This is a genomic window from Paenibacillus sp. MAHUQ-63, assembly GCF_028765165.1.
In the GTDB taxonomy this organism is placed as follows: domain Bacteria; phylum Bacillota; class Bacilli; order Paenibacillales; family NBRC-103111; genus Paenibacillus_E.
Window position 1 is genome coordinate 392,372 of the sequence record NZ_JARADB010000003.1, and the last position, 18,358, is coordinate 410,729.

Consider the following 18,358-nt stretch of genomic DNA (forward strand, 5'->3'; position numbering starts at 1 on the left):
TCCAACATGTTCATTACAGAAATTGTATGACAAGGGTCTTTTGCGGTTCAAGGGTCACTTTATGTGTAAACGAAAGTTTCCCTGCACCGGCGTTCGGATCACCGCATTCGAAGGCAATGTCGGCGCCGCCGAGCGTCACGCTCGCTACGTCCCTGCCGGCCAGCAGCCGGCTTCCAAAGGAGGACAGCCCGAGCTCGCCCCATTTGACCTCCAGCTCGATTCGGCCGCAAGAAGAGCGTATTTCGCCCCATCCTTCGTTCAAGCTCCAGAAGCTGCGGTAATCGTCTTCATGCCATTTCGGACTGAAGCCGATGTGCCCTTTCACCATATCGTACTCGAAGCCGCTTAACGCAAGCAGCAGGCCATAGGAAGCCATGGACCGCGCATAGTTGGAGCCGCACTCGAACTCGTTCCACGGGTTGCGGCGCTCACCGTCGTACCGCTCGCGAATCGCTTTCACCACCCGCAAGCCCTCGGTAATAAAGCCTTCGTAGATCATATGGCAAGCGGCCTGATACTCGAAACCGTTCATGCATTCCTCTGCATAAGGGACAGGCACGATCGGACTGTTATCGTCAGGCCAAGAGCAGATGACAAGGCCGGATTCATCGTTCAATCCATAAATGCGGCACGCATTCGGATGATTGCCCAATTGCTCGATGAAATTGTTCTCATAAATCGACTGCACGGCTTGCTTTACTTTCACCGGATCTAGCACGTTGCCAAGCCCTACGAGATGCGCGAACCATTCCCCGAGCACTTGGTCGATGCCGCAGCCTTCTCCGATTTGGTACTTGAGCTCGCCGGCCTCATCGTTCCAATATGCGGCTTCGGCGCCGTACCGCTCAAGCACGGACCGGTCCTGAAGATTGACCAATTGATGGAAATACCGGCCGTTGAATAGATGCTCGTTCGTCCACGCCGCTCCTTTGCGGCTGAGCGCTTCGTATTCCGCCGCTTTGTCGGGCTCGCCGAGCGCTTGTGCCATTTCCGCAGCCGCTTTGAGCGCCGTCACATACATACTGGTCAGCCATGAGTTCGGACCGAACAGCTCCATGTCGAGCGTATGATGCTGGCGCCCTTCCATGACGCCGTCCTTGTCGGCATCCCATCCGTCCTCGTTCCCCTCGTCCCAGGCATATTCGAGCGCCTTGCGGATGTTCGGCCAGAGCGAACGCAGCCACTGCGTATCCCCGGAAACCTTCCATTCGCGATACGATTTAATAATGCCGCCCATCTGCCCGTCGACGGCTGCCCTGAACGGATTGTCGCGCGTTGTCCGCTCGGCCGGCAGCATGAGCCGGAACGCCATTTTGCCATTCTCGAACTGAGCATGGGTGTAATCGATCTTCCGCATCGAGCGGGCCAAAGCCGGGAATAGGAAAGCCGTCGCTTGTTCGTAATTCCATACGTGCGTGCAGGAGCCTTCGCAAGATCCTTCGTTCGTATGAACGCCTTCGAAACCATATAGGGTACCGTCGGTCAAACGCAACACAGTAGGCGATTTCAGAATCGAAATGTTCCCGCTGATGGCATCCAGCACCACATCCGGCAATGTGGAAGCGAACAGTGTTTCTTTAAATAATCGCGTCTCCGAATAGAGGCGCTCATAATGATCTTTTATATATTTCGCCGTTGCCGTTGAATCACTGAACAACGTCGCATAATAGTTTTTCCAGGAAGGATGCTTGTCGCCGCCAGGATTCCAGAAATTCACATAATTCGGAAAGTTCCACGTGAGAATGAAGCGGAATGTCGCCTTCCCGCCCGGCGCTACCGTGCGATGCCCGCTGAGCAATCCGACGTCCTGATGCTTCTCGTGAATTCTGCGCGGATCCTGCTCGCTCGGCAGCTCATAGTTACGTTCCTGAAAGCGTCCCGGCCGGCGGAAATCTTTCCAGAATACCGTCAAGTTATCGAACCAGCTCCCCCTGAACCAGTAGGTTTGATAGCTGACATCGTCATGATCGGCAAGCAGCGTCATATCGCCGAATTCCGGCTCGCTATCCTGATAATGTGCGGATGTCAAGCGAATCGCCTGCCGCCCGTCCACCAGGACAGCTTCGTTGTAGGCCCCCTTGCGGAACGGGTTGGTCAAATTGCCGACGACGCTAAGGTCCAATTCGTCCGCAGAACGGTTCGTCACTTCATACTCCAGTATGGCGCATGGAAGCGAAGAATCTTTGTCATTCAGGGGAATGAACGGATTAAACGCCGTTAGCTTCACGTGTATAGGATCTTGCTCATCGTCGAAAAGCAGCTCTGCGAACGGGAACTCCCCTCGGAAGGATGTATTCGCAAAGTGCGGGAAGCCGGCCATATTCTCCCGCCTCGGCCCATAGCCGTAGCCCTCGAACTTCCCCTTGCCTTCGCCGGTATACGGGGTCTGCAGGTCGCCGTTCAGCACTTTAGTCAGGACGACCTCCCCGCTCCGCTCCGCCTTGACGGCAAAGAACGAGAATCCGTTAAAGCTCAGCTTATTAGGACGGTTGAAAATTTCCCAGTCCAGCAGCCGGCCGTTGCCGGCCAATCCGATGCTGCCCGTACCTATGCCGCCAAGCGGGAAGGAGATTTGACTCGTTTGGGAACCCTTATACACGAAATGTTTATCCATGCGAAATTGATCCTCTAGCCCATTTTTACTCATCGAACAGCCTCCTCAAGCTCCATCATATAATGTAATGAAAATTCCGGCAGCACTTAGGTTTTTAGACCGCCGGCCGTAATGCCGTCCAATAAATATTTTTGCCCGAAAATGTAAAAGAGCAGCGGAACGACGAGCGACAACGTCACGCCGGCCAAAATGGCGGACAAATTACCGGTTCCGAACGCGCCCGTCAATGCGGTCATGCCGATCGGCAGCGTCATCTTCTCGAAAGAATTCAGGAATATGAGCGGACGGAAGAAATCATTCCAATGTCCGATAAAGCTAATGACCGATGTAACGGCTACGGCCGGATACGACATCGGCAGAATGACTTTGAGGAATACCCATAACCGGCTTGCGCCGTCCATATAAGCCGCCTCGTCATAAGCGCTGGAAATCGACATCATCGTCTGCCGGATCATGAAGATTCCGAACGGATTAATGAGGCCTGGAAGAATGAGCGCCAAATGCGTATCCACGAGCCCCAGCTTCGACATCATAATAAATTGCGGGATGATGGTTACTTGCCCCGGAATCATCAACCCTGACAAAAAAATTAGAAACAGCGCGTTCCGTCCCGGAAAGGCGATTCGCGAGAACGCGAAAGCCGCCATGCTGGAGATGAAAATATGTCCGGCCACGATGATCAAGCAAATCTTCAGCGAGTTGGTAATGAAATCGAAAAACGGCACTTTCGCAAACACCTCTGCATAGTTGCCGATATGCCACGCCGTCGGAAAAATGGCCGGCGGCAGCGAGAACGAATCTTTCGGCAAACGCAGCGAGGTGGAGAATATCCACAGGAACGGAGTGAGCATGAGAAAGGACAGCAGCAGCAACATGCCGTCCAGCGCCATGCGCCCAGGCCGGAACCCGCGCATCACGCCCCGGTTAACCGCCGTCCCTGCCCTCTGCAGATTGGAGGCCCCCACGTATATCAACTCCTCTCTTAATCCCGATCGTAATTGACCCATTTGCGGCTGATCGCAAATTGGACCATCGTTACGCATAAGATGATGACGAACAAACTGAGCGACAGTGTGGAAGCATAGCCCATCTCATGATGCTGGAACGCCACTTCGTAAATGTACATATTGACGGAACGGGATGCATCGCCGGGTCCGCCCCCCGTGATCAAATACGGCTCGTCGAAGATTTGCGTCGCCCCGATCAGCGTCGTCACCAGCACGAAAAATATCGTAGGCGAAAGCATCGGCAGCGTGATCGAGCTGAAACGCTGCATGCCGCTCGCCCCGTCCATCTCCGCTGCTTCATAGAGGGTGGCAGGAATGCTCTGCAGCCCGATCAGGTAGTATAGGAAGGCGTTGCCAATAAATTTCCAGAAGCTATAGATCGCCACCGCCACGTAAACCCAGAACGGCGATTGCATCCAAGCGATCGGATCGACGCCTAATAAGCCCAAGCAATAGTTCAGAATGCCGAAATCCTTGCTGAACATGAACTGCCAGGCGACGGCGACGGCAGCGGAAGTCGCCAGCACCGGGAAGTAGAAGACCGTGCGGTACACATACTTCCAAGCGCTGGCAACCGGCCGATTGACGGCAAGTGCAAGCAGCAGACCCAGAATCGCGTGCATAGGGGTGAGTATCAAAATATACTTGAGCGTATTGCCATATGTCAGCAGCAGCCGTTGGTCTTCAACCAAATGCTTGAAATTATCAAAGCCGATCCATTGAGCCGGGGTGATGACATTATATTTCGTAAAGCTTAAGTACAGGGTTGCAACAACGGGTTCGCCGATGAACAGCGTAAAGAATAGCAAGGCAGGCGCCAAAAATAACAATCCGGCAATCAGATTAGACATCGTGCGATGCGTTACCACGCTTGATCCCTCCTAGAAATCGGTGCACCGGCTGGCGGAAAGTTGCTAACCGTCAACCGGCGCGCCCCGATGCGCCGTCATTTTTTCAGAATGGCGTCGATTTCTTGTTTGGCCTTCTTCATCGCTGTCGCCGCATCGGACTGATTGGACAGAATCTCCGATACATGCCGGTCGAATACACCTTGGATTTCCCCGTACTGCATCGGCGCTTCCACCGCTTTGGCAATGTCCGCGCTTTCTGCATACACCTTCCAGTTCTGCGCCGGCGTCTTAGGTAGCACTTCATTCATGACCGAGATGCGAGTTGGAATCGATGTGTTGGAGAGCGTAGTTTTCTGCGAGTAGACCCCGCTTAAGAAAGCGGAGAGCTTATAGGCAGCCTCCGGATATTTGGTAGATTTCAGCACGGGGAACGCGCCTGATCCGAAAATGACTTTGTTCGTCTTGAACGTCGGCAAAAACTGGACATCGATATTAGTGAATTTATTTTTATCATAAGTGCCGAACGGCCATTTGCCTGCGGACATCATGGCAATCTGCCCGTTCATCAGCATTTGAATTTGATCGTCTTTGGGCCCGGGAACCGGGGAAACTTTGTATTTATAAATGAGATCCTGGAAAAATTGCATCATCTCGATCGCATTCGGATCGTCTAATTTGCTCGTGGTCATATCGTCGTTCAGCACGCTGGCGTTATTGTTAAACAGCCAGGCGGAAGCGCCGAAATAGTAATTCGGGATGGCGAAACCGTACGTTTTCTTGCCGTCCTTCTCCGTCGTCAGCTTCTGGGCGTACTGGAGGAAATCATCCTTCGTCCAGCCCTTGGCAGGTACGGTTAAACCGGCCTGCTTCAGCAGCTCCGTATTGAAATGCATCACAACATTGTTCCAGTCCCAAACGAAGCCGTAGGTTTTATGATCGATGACGAACGGGGATTGAAGCTTGGGATGCAGATCCTTATAGTTATCCAACGCCGCCTCATCGGATTTCATATAGGTGTCGAGCGGAAGCAGTAAATCCTGTTTGGCGAACATCTGAATGCCTTCGATCGCAACGCGAATGACATCGGGCGATTTGCCGCCGGCAATCATCGTCTGAATTTTATTGAAATAGTCCGCCCAACCGCTGCTGACGACCTCGACCCGTTTCACGGTAATGTCCGGGTTCAGCTTATTAAATTCAGCCAAAATCTTGGAGAGCTGCTCCTCTGACGCCTCATTCTTACTCCAGACGAGCGTCAACTCGGCCTTGCCGGATGTGGAAGACGCCGGTGTACTTTCGGAACTGCAAGCTACCAATGACCATCCTAATGCAGCAATCAGCAGTAAGACCCAAACCTTTTTCATAGAGGGCACCATCCTTAACAGAATGTAATGCCGCACTCCCGGAACAGCAGCACCGGTGCGGTCTGATGAAAGCTCTGGATGCGGGATGCGAATCATTCGAGGTCAACACCCCCTCCGTTCACGTGAACGGAAAAGGCTAAAAAAAATGTTGGCGATTCAGCCATGTCGATAAGGGCGTCCCCTTCACGAACGATTATTGCGCGGAGCTCCTTTCACATGCCTCGTGCACGTGAACGAACCCATCTTATCAAATCAGGGATTTTTTGTAAACGCTTTTATTCAAATTCGTTCTTCCTGCCTATGAGGTTGGTACTCAAGTACGTTCACGAGCACGGGTATTGACCGGCATGCGCCGTTACGATACGATAAGACCAGCAGATCGCTTCTACGGAGGTCCATAGTCATGAACGTAACCAGCAAACAGATTGCCGAACTGTGCGGAGTTACCCGCGGTACAGTAGACCGCGCCTTGAACAACCGTCCAGGCATCTCTGCGGAAACGCGCGACAAAATTATGCGCGTCGCCGAAGAACTCGGGTACCGCCCGCATTTCCTCGCGCAAAGCCTTGTTAAAGGTCATACCAAAACGCTTGGCATCGTTTTATTCGATATTCACAATCAGATCTTCTCTCAGCTCTTTCATGCATTCGAGGCGGAAGCTCGAAGAAGGGGCTATATTGTCTATCTCGTGCTTTCCCATCGCGATAAGGAGCTGGAATGGGAATATATCAATAACCTGCTGGACCGACGCGTCGACGGCATCGCCCTGCTTCCCGCCAACGACAGCAAGAAGTTCGAGTCGTTCTTGCTGCGCTCGCGTACCCCGATCGTCACCTTCGGCAACCGGCTGACAGGCCCGTTCCCGTACATTTGGATACACGACAAGCAGGCGATTCACGATTCCGTGTCGTATCTGGCCGGTCAAGGCTACCGACATTTGATCTATATTAGCCCACCGCTCATGCGCAAGGGCAAAGAAAACATTTATGTCCCTGAGCAGCGGTACCAGGGCTTCATCAGCGCTTGCGTGGACATTCCGGATATGCGCTTCGACGTCATTGCGCAGAAGCATTATTTGTCGGAATTGGAAGCTCTGCTTGATCGCACGGATAGCAAATGCGCCATCCTATGCTCAAGCGACGTGTATGCACTGGACGTGCTGAAATGGCTGAAGGCCCGCAAGATTCGCGTGCCTGAACAGGTCGGCCTGATGGGCTTCGATAATATCGACGTGCTCAAATATATCAATCCTTCATTGACGACGGTAGATTACAATGTCAATGAAATCGGTACGCAGCTGGCCGACCTGCTGATACGCCGTATTAACGATACGGAAGTGCCGGCCGAGACGCTGATCGCCCATCATGTGCTGCCGGGGGAGTCCGTTGCGCAAAGCCCCGGTTAAAGCCCGCTGCCGGTATATCAGTCTGGACATCTGATGCGCCATGGGATTCCGGGAATGGCAAACCTCCGAAATAAAAAGAATCCGGTTTCTCATTAAACCGGATTCTCAATAAACGGAATCGGCGCTGCATCACCGCCTCTTCTGAGCACTATCCCTTCTACTCAGGCACCTTCGGGTCGCCGCCTCTTCTGGGCACTATCCCTTCTGCTCAGGACGCTTTCAGGTCAGCACCTCTTCTGGGCACTATCCCTTCTACTCAGGCCACCTCCGGGTCACCGCCTCTTCTGGGCACTATCCCTTCTACTCAGGACGCTTTCAGGTCAGCACCTCTTCTGGGCACTATCCCTTCTAATCAGGCCACCTCCGGGTCACCGCCTCTTCTGGGCACTATCCCTTCTACTCAGGACGCTTTCAGGTCAGCACCTCTTCTGGGCACTATCCCTTCTACTCAGGACGCTTTCGGGTCACCGCCTCTTCTGGGCACTATCCCATCCGTTCAGTTCCCCTAACTTGTCTGTATATTGCGATCGTATGTAATCGTATACTGCCTCCTAACTCAAAGGGATAGTGGACATAACTCGCGCTCGCTCGAACCTATCCCTCCTGACTCATGGGGATAGCGGCCAGAAGCTCGCTCGTACCCGAACCCCCCCTCCTGACTCATGGGGATAGTGGCCAGAAGCTCGCTCGTACCCGAACCCCACCCTCCTGACTCATGGGGATAGTGGCCAGAAGCTCGCTCCCACTCGCCCCCCCCCTCCTGACTCATGGGGATAGTAGGCGTAGGTCACGGGGATAGTGGACATTGTTCTCGCGCACGGGCGATTAGATCGAACGGCGGGGCGGGTTTCAACATGCCAGGTACATAAGGTAAGCCGCAAAAAAATAGACCTAGCCTTAGGCTAGGTCTAACACTTTTGTTACATCGCCAAATGTGAGCTGCTAAGGTTGAGCTTTTCTCCATGAGCCAAAGGGATAGCGTCCGTAAGCGCTCAAGATGAGAGCGCTGGTCAGCTCCACCGACCGATACTACCCACTCTCACTCCTTCACAGAGCCTAACGTAATGCCGTGAATGAAAAACCGCTGCAGAAACGGATAAATCACAAGCACCGGCAGCATCGCGATAAAGATTTTGGCCGCGTTCAGTGTTTGGTTGGAAAGCTCGCTCATCTTCTGGATCTGCTCCGCCGTCATCGTATTGGCGTCCACAATGACGACAAGCTGCTGAATGTAGGTTTGCAGCGGATAATGGTCCGCGTTCGACATCAGCACAAGCCCGTTGAAGAACTCATTCCAATGGTACACGATGCTGAATAAGGTAACGGTAGCCAGTACGGGAACCGCCAGCGGAATGAATAATTTGACCAGCATATACCAAGGTCCCGCTCCATCCACCAGCGCCGCTTCTTCCAGTTCCTTCGGTAAATTGCGGAAATAGTTAATGACGAGTATGACGCTAAATACCGGCACACTGTTGCCGAGGACAAGCGCCCAAATGTTGTTGATGAGCCCTAACGATTTCACCGTCTGGTACCAAGGAATTAACCCTCCGTTAAACAGCATCGTGAACACAAGGATCCACATCAGCACGTTGCGGTAAGGCAAATCTTTGGCATTTTTGGACAGCGGGTAGCCCATCAGTACGATAATAATAAAGTTAAGGGTCGAGCCCAGGACAACACGTTGGATCGAGATCCAGAACGAGTTGAAGAATTTGCCGTCGCCCATAATTTCCCGATACGCATTCAAGTTAAATCCAACCGGCCAAAAGCTGACTCTACCGGAGGAAGCCGCCGCATTGTCGCTTAACGAGACGGCCAGCGTGTACCACAACGGCAGCACACAAAGCAGTGCAATACCGACAAGCAGCACGATCAGAACAATATCGAATGCTCTGGAGCCCAACGTCGTTTCTCTAACCATACCCATGCTCCTTTATGTTAAAAAATACGATAATTTGCGAACTTAGCAGCCAAGAAATAAGAGGTTGTAATGAGTAAAAAGGAAATGACGGATTTCATAAGTCCCATCGCTGTTGCCAGCCCATACTGCAAATTCAGCAGCCCTGTGCGGTATACCCAGGTGTCGATGATGTCCCCGCTTGAGTAAACAAGTGGATTATACAAGTTAAATATTTGATCGAATCCGGCGTTAAGAACATTGCCAAGGGAAAGTACTGCAAGCAAAATGACCGTCGTCATCAAGCCGGGAAGCGTGACATGCAGCAAGCGCTGCCAGCGCGTGGCCCCATCGATCGCCGCCGCTTCGTACAGAGCGGGATTGATTCCGGTTAATGCAGCCAGAAAAATAATCGTATTAAAACCGAATTCCTTCCAAACGTCGCTGCCGACGATGATGAACGGAAACAACTCCGCCTTCCCGAAGAACAGCGTCGGTTCAATCCCGAGAAAGCCAAGAAAGGTGTTCACCGGACCTTTGTAGGATAAGATATCGAGCAGGATCCCGGATAGAATGACCCATGACAAAAAGTGCGGCAAATAAACGATCGTCTGCACCCATCTTTTTAAAATCGCAAGGCGCAACTCGTTCAACAGCAAGGCGAAAACAAGCGGCACGATCAAATTGGCGATAATTTTCATAACAGCGATAAATAGCGTATTGAAAAATACGGTTTTGCTGTCGTTCAGTGAAAACATGTATTTGAAGTTTTCCAAGCCGACCCATTCGGAGTGAAACATCCCCTGACCCGGATTAAAATCCTGGAATGCAATGACAATGCCGAACATCGGCACGATACTAAACAGCGTCAACCAGATGAAACCAGGCAGAAGCATGAGATAGTAGTGTTTGGCGAACCCTTTCGTAACCATCCGGTCTATCACTTCCGTTCTCGATATTTAGAGGAAAGGCGCCAGAGCTCTCTGACGCCTTCGCATGCTTTAAAGACTTCGAGGTTAAACGCTTCAAGGTTAATCTTCCAACAAATGTTATTTCAAGTTTTCCTCGATCTCAGCTATAATCTGGTCTCCACCCTGCTTCTTCCAGTCCTGTACGAACTTATCGAATGTATCAAGCGGTGCGGCGCCCATGATGATTTTGAGGAACGTTTCCTTCTCCAGCTTGTCAAGGGATGCCCAGCGGCTTTCCATCGTTTTGGTCTGGGAATATGTCACGCTGTACGTTTTCTTATACGGCTTCTGCAGCGGCGATATACCGACGAATGTGGAGTACATCCGTTTCCATGCGCCAAGGTCGGCATTCGGGTCCCAGTACTGGATGTCGTTCTTGTCGTAAGGCTCAAGTTTAACTTTTTTCACTTTCTCGGCATCGGCTTTGAGCAGTTTGTATCCGGGAATATCCAGATCCTCCGGCTTTTTGGTGCCAGCCAGCACTTCTTTCATCATTTTGTAAGTAACATCCATTTCATCCATTGGCGCAAAAACGATACGCAGCGGATAGTTTCCGATTGCCACTTTCACATCGAACTTGGACTCGTCACGCAGCAGCAGGTTTTCCATTTGGATGGCTGCTTCCGGATGCTCATAGCCTTTGCGAACAACGAGATATTGGTTCGTCGGATTCCCCATGTGCGGCGTAAATTCGCCGTTCACGTCCAATGGCGCCGTGTAAGCTTGCCAGTTGGCCTTCGGGTTGTTTTTGATCGCATCGGCTAACGGACCATATCCGCCTGCCCACCACAATCCGAAGTAGATGCCGGAGGTTCCGTTCTTGATCAGCTCCTGCGCGTCTTTGCGGATCGTCATTTCTTTGTCGATCAGCCCTTTGGCGTACAGGTCGCGCAGCTTGGCCAGCGCCTGCTTCGTTTCCGGTTGAAGCGATCCGTAGGTTGTTTTGCCGTCGGCACCTTTGACCCAGAAGCCAGGATACGAATGATACGAAGCAAAAATGGGATCAAAGCCATAGTTGTTATTGTTCGGGTTAATGAAATCCGCGTTCAGCAAGCCGCCCAGCTGCGGGCCGGTAATCCCGATGGTATCGGCTTTGCCGTTGCCGTCCGGATCCTGCTCGACGAAAGCTTTGGCCACTTTCTCCAAGTCATCCATCGTTTTCGGCGGCTCGAGACCCAATTTATCCAGCCAATCCTTGCGAATCCACATCATATGCACCATATCGGATTCCGTGGTCACATTGGGAAGGGCATACATTTTGCCGTCCACCGTGACGGATTTCAGCGCAAGTCCCTGTGTGGAATCAATAATTTGCTTAAGTGCCGGGGAGGCATATTTCTTGTAGACCTCCGTCAAATCTGCGAGTTGGCCGCTTTTGACCATTTGTCTGAACTGCGTATCCTTGACCACCAGTGCGTCAGGCAAATCGTTGCTGGCGATGGACAGATTCACTTTCTGGTCGTAGTCCTTGCCGCCGGCTGCCTGCCACACGATTTTGGTGTCGATATTAAGGTTTTCTTTAATATAACGGGTATACTGGTTGTTCTCCGGCGAATCTCCGGCCGGCAAGCTCTTGTCCGCCGCATCGACATCTTTGCCGATACGAATCGTGATCGGGTTAGCCGATTTGGTGAAAGGCCCCGCATCGGATTGCCCGGCCGTTGCCGCCGTCCCTGTCTGGGCGGGAGCGGTTGACGCTTTCGGCGACTCCTTCCCGTTATTCGCATCCGAGCAGGCGGACAGCGCTACCATCATTCCCGCGAGTACTAGCAATAAGCTCTTATTTGTCTTGCTCATTATGTCCCCTTCTTTCGTTTCTGGAATTTGTCTACATCCTAAAAGTATCATATGACTGCACATAACAAGGATGGAAAACGGTTACACGTTTAGTTGGGAAAATGACCGAGATTTCAGACAATCGCGCTTCATTTCCTGTGCGTTTCTAACAGATGACCCCCTAGTGATCGGACATTTCTCTACCTGCTCCGCTTTGTACGCGATATTCGCTTGGCAAATAACCCGTCTGTTCGCGGAATGTCCGGCTAAAATATTTCTCGTCCATGTAGCCGACATTCTCGGCGATCCACAGAATCGTTTTGTTCGTATAAACGAGGTACTCCTTCGCTTTCTCCATCCGCTTGTTGCGGATATACTCGCTGAAGTTGACGCCGACGATTTCTTTGAAGCATTGGCTGAAGTAGCTTCTGCTCATATTGACCCGCTTCGCGACGATCGCCGCCGTAATCGGCTCCTTCATTTCTTCGCTCACGATATGAACAGCCTTCATCACGCTATCGACCACTTCTTGCGAGAACGCCGGCTTCTCCATCGCCTTGCGAATCATCTCGCGCGTTGCCGTCAGCCAAGCTTCGACCCCTTGCCAGCTTTCAAAAGCATCGGGCAGCTGAATCGCTGCCGTATCAACAGGATGAAACAGCAGGTTCCACTTATCCGTCAGCGCATAAAGCAAACCGATCAGCTTCGTCTGCGGCAGCCGCAGCTGTTTCAACTGCTGCAGCTGAGCGGCGAACACCGCGTCCTGGTGGAGCCATTCATGGCTCGCCCACATGTCCTTCACTTGTTCGGCGTCCTTACCGGCAGCTGCCGGCGTTTCCGTCCCCCCATGCGCCATGGGCGGAGCCTCGTAGAAATCATCCGCTGCAGGAAGTCCATGCTTGGCATCCTCCATTATGCGCTTGTGAATTCGGCCCAGCACTTCTTCGAAGCGCTCTTTTTCCAGCTGCACCTTGGCAATATAATCGATGGCTCCAAGCCGCAGCGCCTCCTGGATATATTCAAAATCCTGATGAAAGGTGAGCACGACGGTATACATGCTCGGGTATAGCTTGCGAACGACCTTGAGCAGCTCAATGCCGGACATGACCGGCATCGCCAAATCCGTCAGCAATAAATCCACGCTATTGTCTGCCATGAACTCGAGCGCTTTCTCGCCGTTGCTGGCCTCTCCGACAACCTCCATATCGAAATCGCGCCAAGGCATCGCGGACATCAGCCCTTTCCGGACCAATTTATCGTCGTCAACAACCATCACTTTAATCATGCTGGGGATAGCACCTCCACAATAGGTATAGAAACATGAATTGTCGTTCCATGGCCGAGGACGCTCTGAATGCTCAATGAAGCCTTATCGCCGTACTGCGATTCGAGCATTCGCTTAACATAGTTCAGCCCGATGCCCATTCCGACCTTTTTATTCTCGGTGTCCGGCTGATCCAGCAGCTTGCGAATCGTCTCTTCCGTCATGCCGGCGCCGTTATCGCGAATCGAGATTTGAATGGCATGGGTCAAGCTGACATCGACCCGGATGTAACCGTCATCGCTGAGCCCATGGTACAGCGAATTCTCAACCAGCGGCTGGAGAATGAAACGCGGGATCGGCATGCTCCATACTTGTTCATCCACATTCATTTGGACATCGAATTGAAAATCGTAACGAATCTGCTGGAGCGTCAAATACTGCTTGAGCGCCTCGATCTCTTCCTGAATCGTGGAAGCTGCGCCCAGCTTGCCCAGATTGTAGTGCAGCAGCTTATTCAGTGACGAGACGAGCTTGTCGATCTCCGTCTGACCGTTCATCAGCGCCAACCAATGCACCGTATCCAGCGTGTTCATTAGGAAATGCGGGTTGATCTGATACAGCAGCTTCTCCACCTCCAGATCGACCCTGCGCTTCTCTTTGCGCTCGACTTCAGCGAACAGGTTCCAAATCTGCTCTTTCATTTGGCGGAATTGGTTGAGCAGGAAATCGAACTCCGGTATTTTCGTGCGGACCGTGACGGTCTGAACCCGATTCTGGGCCATCAGCTTGATTTCCCGGTTAAAGCCGTTAAGCGGCACATAGACCATTTTCCATAACAGCCATGCCATCAACATACTAATCACGAGGAAAAGAAGCGCAAACAGCCCGATTTGTACGAACCATTGATTCATTTCCTTATTGTAATCCGCCTTAGGAATGACCGACACGATGCTCCAGCCTTGATTGCTGACCTGTCTGAACCAATAAAATTCGTTCTGTGTACCGTTCGTTTTGTCCTGCGAGAAATTGGGGAATATGGTATCCTTGACGAACGCTTGCGGCAGCTCGCTGTACGCGATTCGGCCGTTATTGTCCAGGAAAACGTGATAGTTCCCGCCGCCGAACTGACCGTTATTGAGAATATTTTGGGTCAAATGAAAGCCTGTTTCGATATAAACATAAACATCGTCGCGCATGGGCAAATCGACTTTGCGGAGCGCCGACAGCACGAAATTGTTATCGAACCGATTGTTGCTGATATGGGGACCATAATAGGAAATGCCGGAGTACGCCGCCAACAAGGGTAAGGTATCCGGGGAAAAAGAATCCTTCACCCCCATATTTTCCAAATCGATCGTATGGTCCTTCTGAAAATAGTAAAAGGTGAGCCCGATATTCGGATTGGTAAAAGTGACCAAGCTGAGCTCGTCCTTCAAATCGCTGAGCATCTTGGAGCGCTCGAACGATTGCTCGGCTGGAAGCGAAAGCATCTGGTCCAGCTTCTTACCGACGCTCCCTGCAAAAGCAAGCTGCTGAGAGACATGATTCAAGTTGGAGATCGTGCTTTCCAGGGAAAGCTCCACTTGCTTGAGGTTGCTTTGGATCCCGTTTTGAATTTTGTTCGTCAATATGGAATAAATCGTGTAATACGAAATAAGTACAATGCAAAGGAACGGAATGAGCGTACTGCCCAGGAAAATGATAAAAATTCGTCGTTTGAGTGTTAATCGATCGTAGAAGTAAGCCCTTGCATTTTCCCGCAGCTTGCTGAACACCTGCAATCACTCCCCTATCTTTCTCTTTTGCGATATTCGGAAGGCGTGTAGCCAAAGTGGGCTTTGAAGACGCCGATAAAATAACTGAGCGTGTTGAATCCGACATCGAGCGAAATTTCCGTTATTTTTTTATCGGTATCCTTGAGCAAACTGGCGGCACGCTGCGCCCTTACCTGATTCAAATATTCCAGCGGACTCTTGCCTGTGAAGCCTTTGAAATACCGGCAGAAGTAGGACTCGCTGAACGAAACGAGCGCCGCCAGTTCCTCCAGCCGGATCGGCAGACTGTAGTTCGCTTGGATATATTCAATAATTCGTTTGATCCGATCGATATGTGTCGGGTTAACCGGGGGCGACTGCACCGTAAGCGACGGTCCGCCCAAAGTCAAAAGCTTGGCAATCAGCATGTGCAGGTGTGCTTTGGTCGATAGCTCATATAGAGGGCGTTCGTTCAAATTCAAATCGAACACTTGCTGCAGCAGCTCCAGCAGCTCCCTCTCCTCGCTCAAGCGGTTGCGGATATGCACGGGGATGCCATATTTCTGCTGAATAAGCGGGTGAATGTACTTCTCCCAAACGAGATCGAACCGCTCCCCGCCGAGCATGTCGGCATGAAAAACCACCGCCTTGAAGCTGCACGCTTCATCACCGGCAATCAAACCGGAATGAAGCTGTCCGGCATTCACGAAAATCGCCTCTCCCGCCTTCAGTTCATATTCATCCATCGACACGCGAAAGACGGCGCTCCCCTGAGTCAGCATCAGAAACTCCAGCTCATCGTGCCAATGAAGCTCCAATAATTCTTCGCCGGGCTGGCAATGAATCTCGTATACGCGAATCGGATACAACGGGTCGCCATGGACGCGGTCTTCTTTGAGATGGGCTTGCTGCATCGCGATGTCCTCCTTTTCAATTTCATTCCGTCAAATGTCAAAATACTGATACAATCAAGCAATATTACGGAAGGATTGTTGGATTCAAATCAATATACTTATATTAAAATATATTGAGAGGATGTTGGCAATGAAATTTTCTAATGGCTACTGGATGGCGAAAGAAGGCTATACGGTGCTCAATCCGCTAGACGTTCGCGAGGTACAGCGCAAAGATAACGAACTGACGATCTACGCCGCCGCCCGCAAAATTACGCGTAAAGGCGATACGCTCAACGGAGCGCTGCTCACTTGCGAGCTTAGCTCGCCGATGGCGGACGTCATACGCGTTCGCTGGACGCATCATGCCGGGAAGCGGCCAACAGGGCCGCAGTTCGAACTGTTCCACGATGGGGCCGCTCCGGTCGAAATCGACGAGAGCAGCACCGACGTAACGATGAAATCCGGTAATCTTCGTGTCAAAATGAAGAAAAGCGAGGCATGGGGAACCGAATTTTTCTTCGAAGACAAACGTCTGACAGGATCCAACTTCAAAGGACCCGGACATATCACAACGGCTAACAAGGAAGTTTACTTCAGAGAACAGCTTGATCTAGGCGTTGGGGAGCATGTATACGGACTTGGAGAGCGTTTTACGCCGTTCGTGAAGAACGGGCAAACCGTCGACATCTGGAACGAAGACGGCGGGACGAGCAGCGAGCAGGCTTACAAAAACGTTCCCTTCTATCTCTCGAGCCGGGGATACGGCGTATTCGTCAACCATCCTGAGCACGTTTCCTTCGAGGTGGGCTCCGAAGTCGTCTCGAAGGTCCAGTTCAGTGTGCCCGGCGAAAGTGTGGAATATTTCATCATCGGCGGCCGGACGCTGAAGGATGTGCTGGATAATTACACCAAGCTTACGGGCAAGCCTGCGCTGCCGCCTGCTTGGTCCTTCGGCCTGTGGCTGACGACCTCCTTCACGACCGACTACGATGAAGCAACCGTGAACAGCTTCATTGACGGGATGATTCAGCGCGATCTTCCGCTGCATGTTTTCCATTTTGACTGCTTCTGGATGAAGGAATATCAGTGGACCAACTTCGAATGGGACGCCGATATGTTCCCCGATCCTGCCGGGATGCTGAAGCGTTTGAAGGACAAAGGACTCAAGATCTGCGTCTGGATCAACTCGTATATCGGACAGAAATCGCCGCTCTTCCAAGAGGGAATGGACAAGGGCTATCTGGTCCGTACGCCGGAAGGCGATGTGTGGCAGTGGGATCTCTGGCAGGCCGGCATGGGCCTTGTCGATTTCACGAATCCCGAGGCGGTCGAGTGGTACAAGAGCCATCTGAGAAGGCTGATCGACATGGGCGTTGACTGCTTCAAGACCGACTTCGGCGAGCGCATTCCGACGAATGTCCGCTACCATGACGGCTCTGATCCGTTCAAAATGCACAACTACTATACTTTGCTGTACAACAAAGCCGTCTTCGAAGTGCTGGAGGAGAAGCTCGGCAAGAACGAAGCGATGCTGTTCGCCCGTTCCGCTACGGCTGGAGGTCAGCAGTTCCCGGTTCACTGGGGCGGCGATTGCTCGGCCAACTACGATTCCATGGCGGAATCGCTGCGCGGAGGCCTTTCGCTCGGCTTATCCGGCTTCGGCTTCTGGAGCCATGATATCAGCGGGTTCGAGCGCACGGCGCCGCCTGATATTTACAAGCGCTGGGTCGCCTTCGGCCTGCTCTCCTCGCACAGCCGGCTGCACGGCAATGAATCATACCGCGTGCCATGGCTGTTCGACGAAGAAGCCGTCGACGTGCTCCGCCATTACACGAAGCTCAAATGCAGGCTGATGCCTTATTTATTCGGCAGCGCGATTCAATCCGCCGATTACGGGATCCCTATGATGCGCGCCATGGTGCTCGATTTCCCGGAAGATCCGTCCACGCATTACTTGGATACCCAGTACATGCTCGGCGACAGTCTGCTCGTGGCCCCGATCTTCAATGACCGTGGCCAGGTCATGTACTATGTGCCGGAGGGACGCTGGACCGACTTCTTCACCGGCCGCATCGTCGAAGGCGGCACATGGCAGGAAGAAGTCCATGACTACACGTCGCTGCCGCTGCTTGTGAAGCCGAACACGCTGCTGGCTATCGGCGCGAACGATGTCAAGCCGGATTACGCGTATGCCGACGGCGTGTCGCTTCACTTGTTCGAGCTGCAGGATGGCGCCGGCGCATCGGCACTCGTCTATGACACCGGAGCGCAGCTGCAGCTGCAGGTCCGGGCTGAGCGCAGCGGCAGCGGGATCCGCTTCGCCGTGCAGGGCGCAGCGAAGCCTTATACGATCGTGCTTAGAGGCATCGACGAAGTTCGGTCTGTGGAGGGAGCCGCTTGGGAGCGGACCGCCCTCGGCGTGAAAATTACGCCGGAATTCGGGCAGACGCATATTGCGGTAACGTTGTAGGCTGCAGGCGCGCAGCCTCGTCGGGCGGAATTGGCGCGCGGCGCGGCTGGCGGGATGCGGCTGCGGGCGCGGCTGCGGGCGCGGTG

At 52.5% G+C, this 18,358-nt stretch carries 12 protein-coding genes; 2 read left to right on the top strand and 10 right to left on the bottom strand.

What is annotated here, in order from left to right; all coding sequences use genetic code 11:
- Positions 1-13 precede the first annotated feature (13 nt).
- The 4 genes from PUT07_RS18065 to PUT07_RS18080 form a co-directional block, all read right to left on the bottom strand.
- Positions 14-2,647, bottom strand: coding sequence for a GH116 family glycosyl-hydrolase (locus PUT07_RS18065; protein WP_274469732.1), 2,634 nt, complete (start codon positions 2,645-2,647; stop codon positions 14-16).
- Positions 2,648-2,700: 53 nt separating this feature from the next.
- Entirely contained in the window at positions 2,701-3,579 is an 879-nt protein-coding gene (locus PUT07_RS18070) for a carbohydrate ABC transporter permease (RefSeq protein WP_274469733.1), read from the bottom strand.
- A 17-nt stretch (positions 3,580-3,596) separates the two neighbouring features.
- Entirely contained in the window at positions 3,597-4,490 is an 894-nt protein-coding gene (locus PUT07_RS18075) for a carbohydrate ABC transporter permease (RefSeq protein ID WP_274469735.1), read from the bottom strand.
- A 77-nt stretch (positions 4,491-4,567) separates the two neighbouring features.
- Positions 4,568-5,836, bottom strand: a complete 1,269-nt coding sequence (locus tag PUT07_RS18080) for an ABC transporter substrate-binding protein (protein WP_274469736.1) — start codon at positions 5,834-5,836, stop codon at positions 4,568-4,570.
- A 403-nt stretch (positions 5,837-6,239) separates the two neighbouring features.
- On the opposite strand from PUT07_RS18080, the gene PUT07_RS18085 reads away from it, so the two are divergent.
- Positions 6,240-7,241: a LacI family DNA-binding transcriptional regulator gene (locus PUT07_RS18085; RefSeq protein WP_274469737.1), complete on the top strand. Its 1,002-nt coding sequence runs from the start codon at positions 6,240-6,242 to the stop codon at positions 7,239-7,241.
- A gap of 1,039 nt (positions 7,242-8,280) precedes the next feature.
- Here the strand turns inward: PUT07_RS18085 and PUT07_RS18090 are convergent.
- The 6 genes from PUT07_RS18090 to PUT07_RS18115 form a co-directional block, all read right to left on the bottom strand.
- On the bottom strand, positions 8,281-9,165 hold the full coding sequence (locus tag PUT07_RS18090; RefSeq protein ID WP_274469738.1) for a carbohydrate ABC transporter permease: 885 nt from the start codon (positions 9,163-9,165) through the stop codon (positions 8,281-8,283).
- 17 nt (positions 9,166-9,182) lie between these two features.
- The gene (locus PUT07_RS18095) at positions 9,183-10,073 is read right to left on the bottom strand and encodes an ABC transporter permease (protein ID WP_274469739.1); all 891 of its coding nucleotides are present in this window, start codon (positions 10,071-10,073) and stop codon (positions 9,183-9,185) included.
- Between the two features lie 117 nt (positions 10,074-10,190).
- Complete coding sequence (locus tag PUT07_RS18100) at positions 10,191-11,909, bottom strand: extracellular solute-binding protein (protein ID WP_274469741.1); 1,719 nt, start codon at positions 11,907-11,909, stop codon at positions 10,191-10,193.
- Between the two features lie 160 nt (positions 11,910-12,069).
- Positions 12,070-13,173, bottom strand: a complete 1,104-nt coding sequence (locus tag PUT07_RS18105; RefSeq protein WP_274469743.1) for a response regulator — start codon at positions 13,171-13,173, stop codon at positions 12,070-12,072.
- Positions 13,170-14,927, bottom strand: coding sequence for a sensor histidine kinase (locus tag PUT07_RS18110; RefSeq protein WP_274469744.1), 1,758 nt, complete (start codon positions 14,925-14,927; stop codon positions 13,170-13,172). Before PUT07_RS18110 ends, PUT07_RS18105 begins: the two co-directional genes overlap by 4 nt.
- Before the next feature lie 14 nt (positions 14,928-14,941).
- The gene (locus tag PUT07_RS18115) at positions 14,942-15,820 is read right to left on the bottom strand and encodes an AraC family transcriptional regulator (protein WP_274469746.1); all 879 of its coding nucleotides are present in this window, start codon (positions 15,818-15,820) and stop codon (positions 14,942-14,944) included.
- A gap of 130 nt (positions 15,821-15,950) precedes the next feature.
- Here PUT07_RS18115 and yicI point away from each other — a divergent pair, with 130 nt between their 5' ends.
- Positions 15,951-18,272 (top strand): alpha-xylosidase, encoded by a 2,322-nt coding sequence (yicI, locus tag PUT07_RS18120; RefSeq protein WP_274469748.1) that lies wholly within the window; start codon positions 15,951-15,953, stop codon positions 18,270-18,272.
- Positions 18,273-18,358 lie beyond the last annotated feature (86 nt).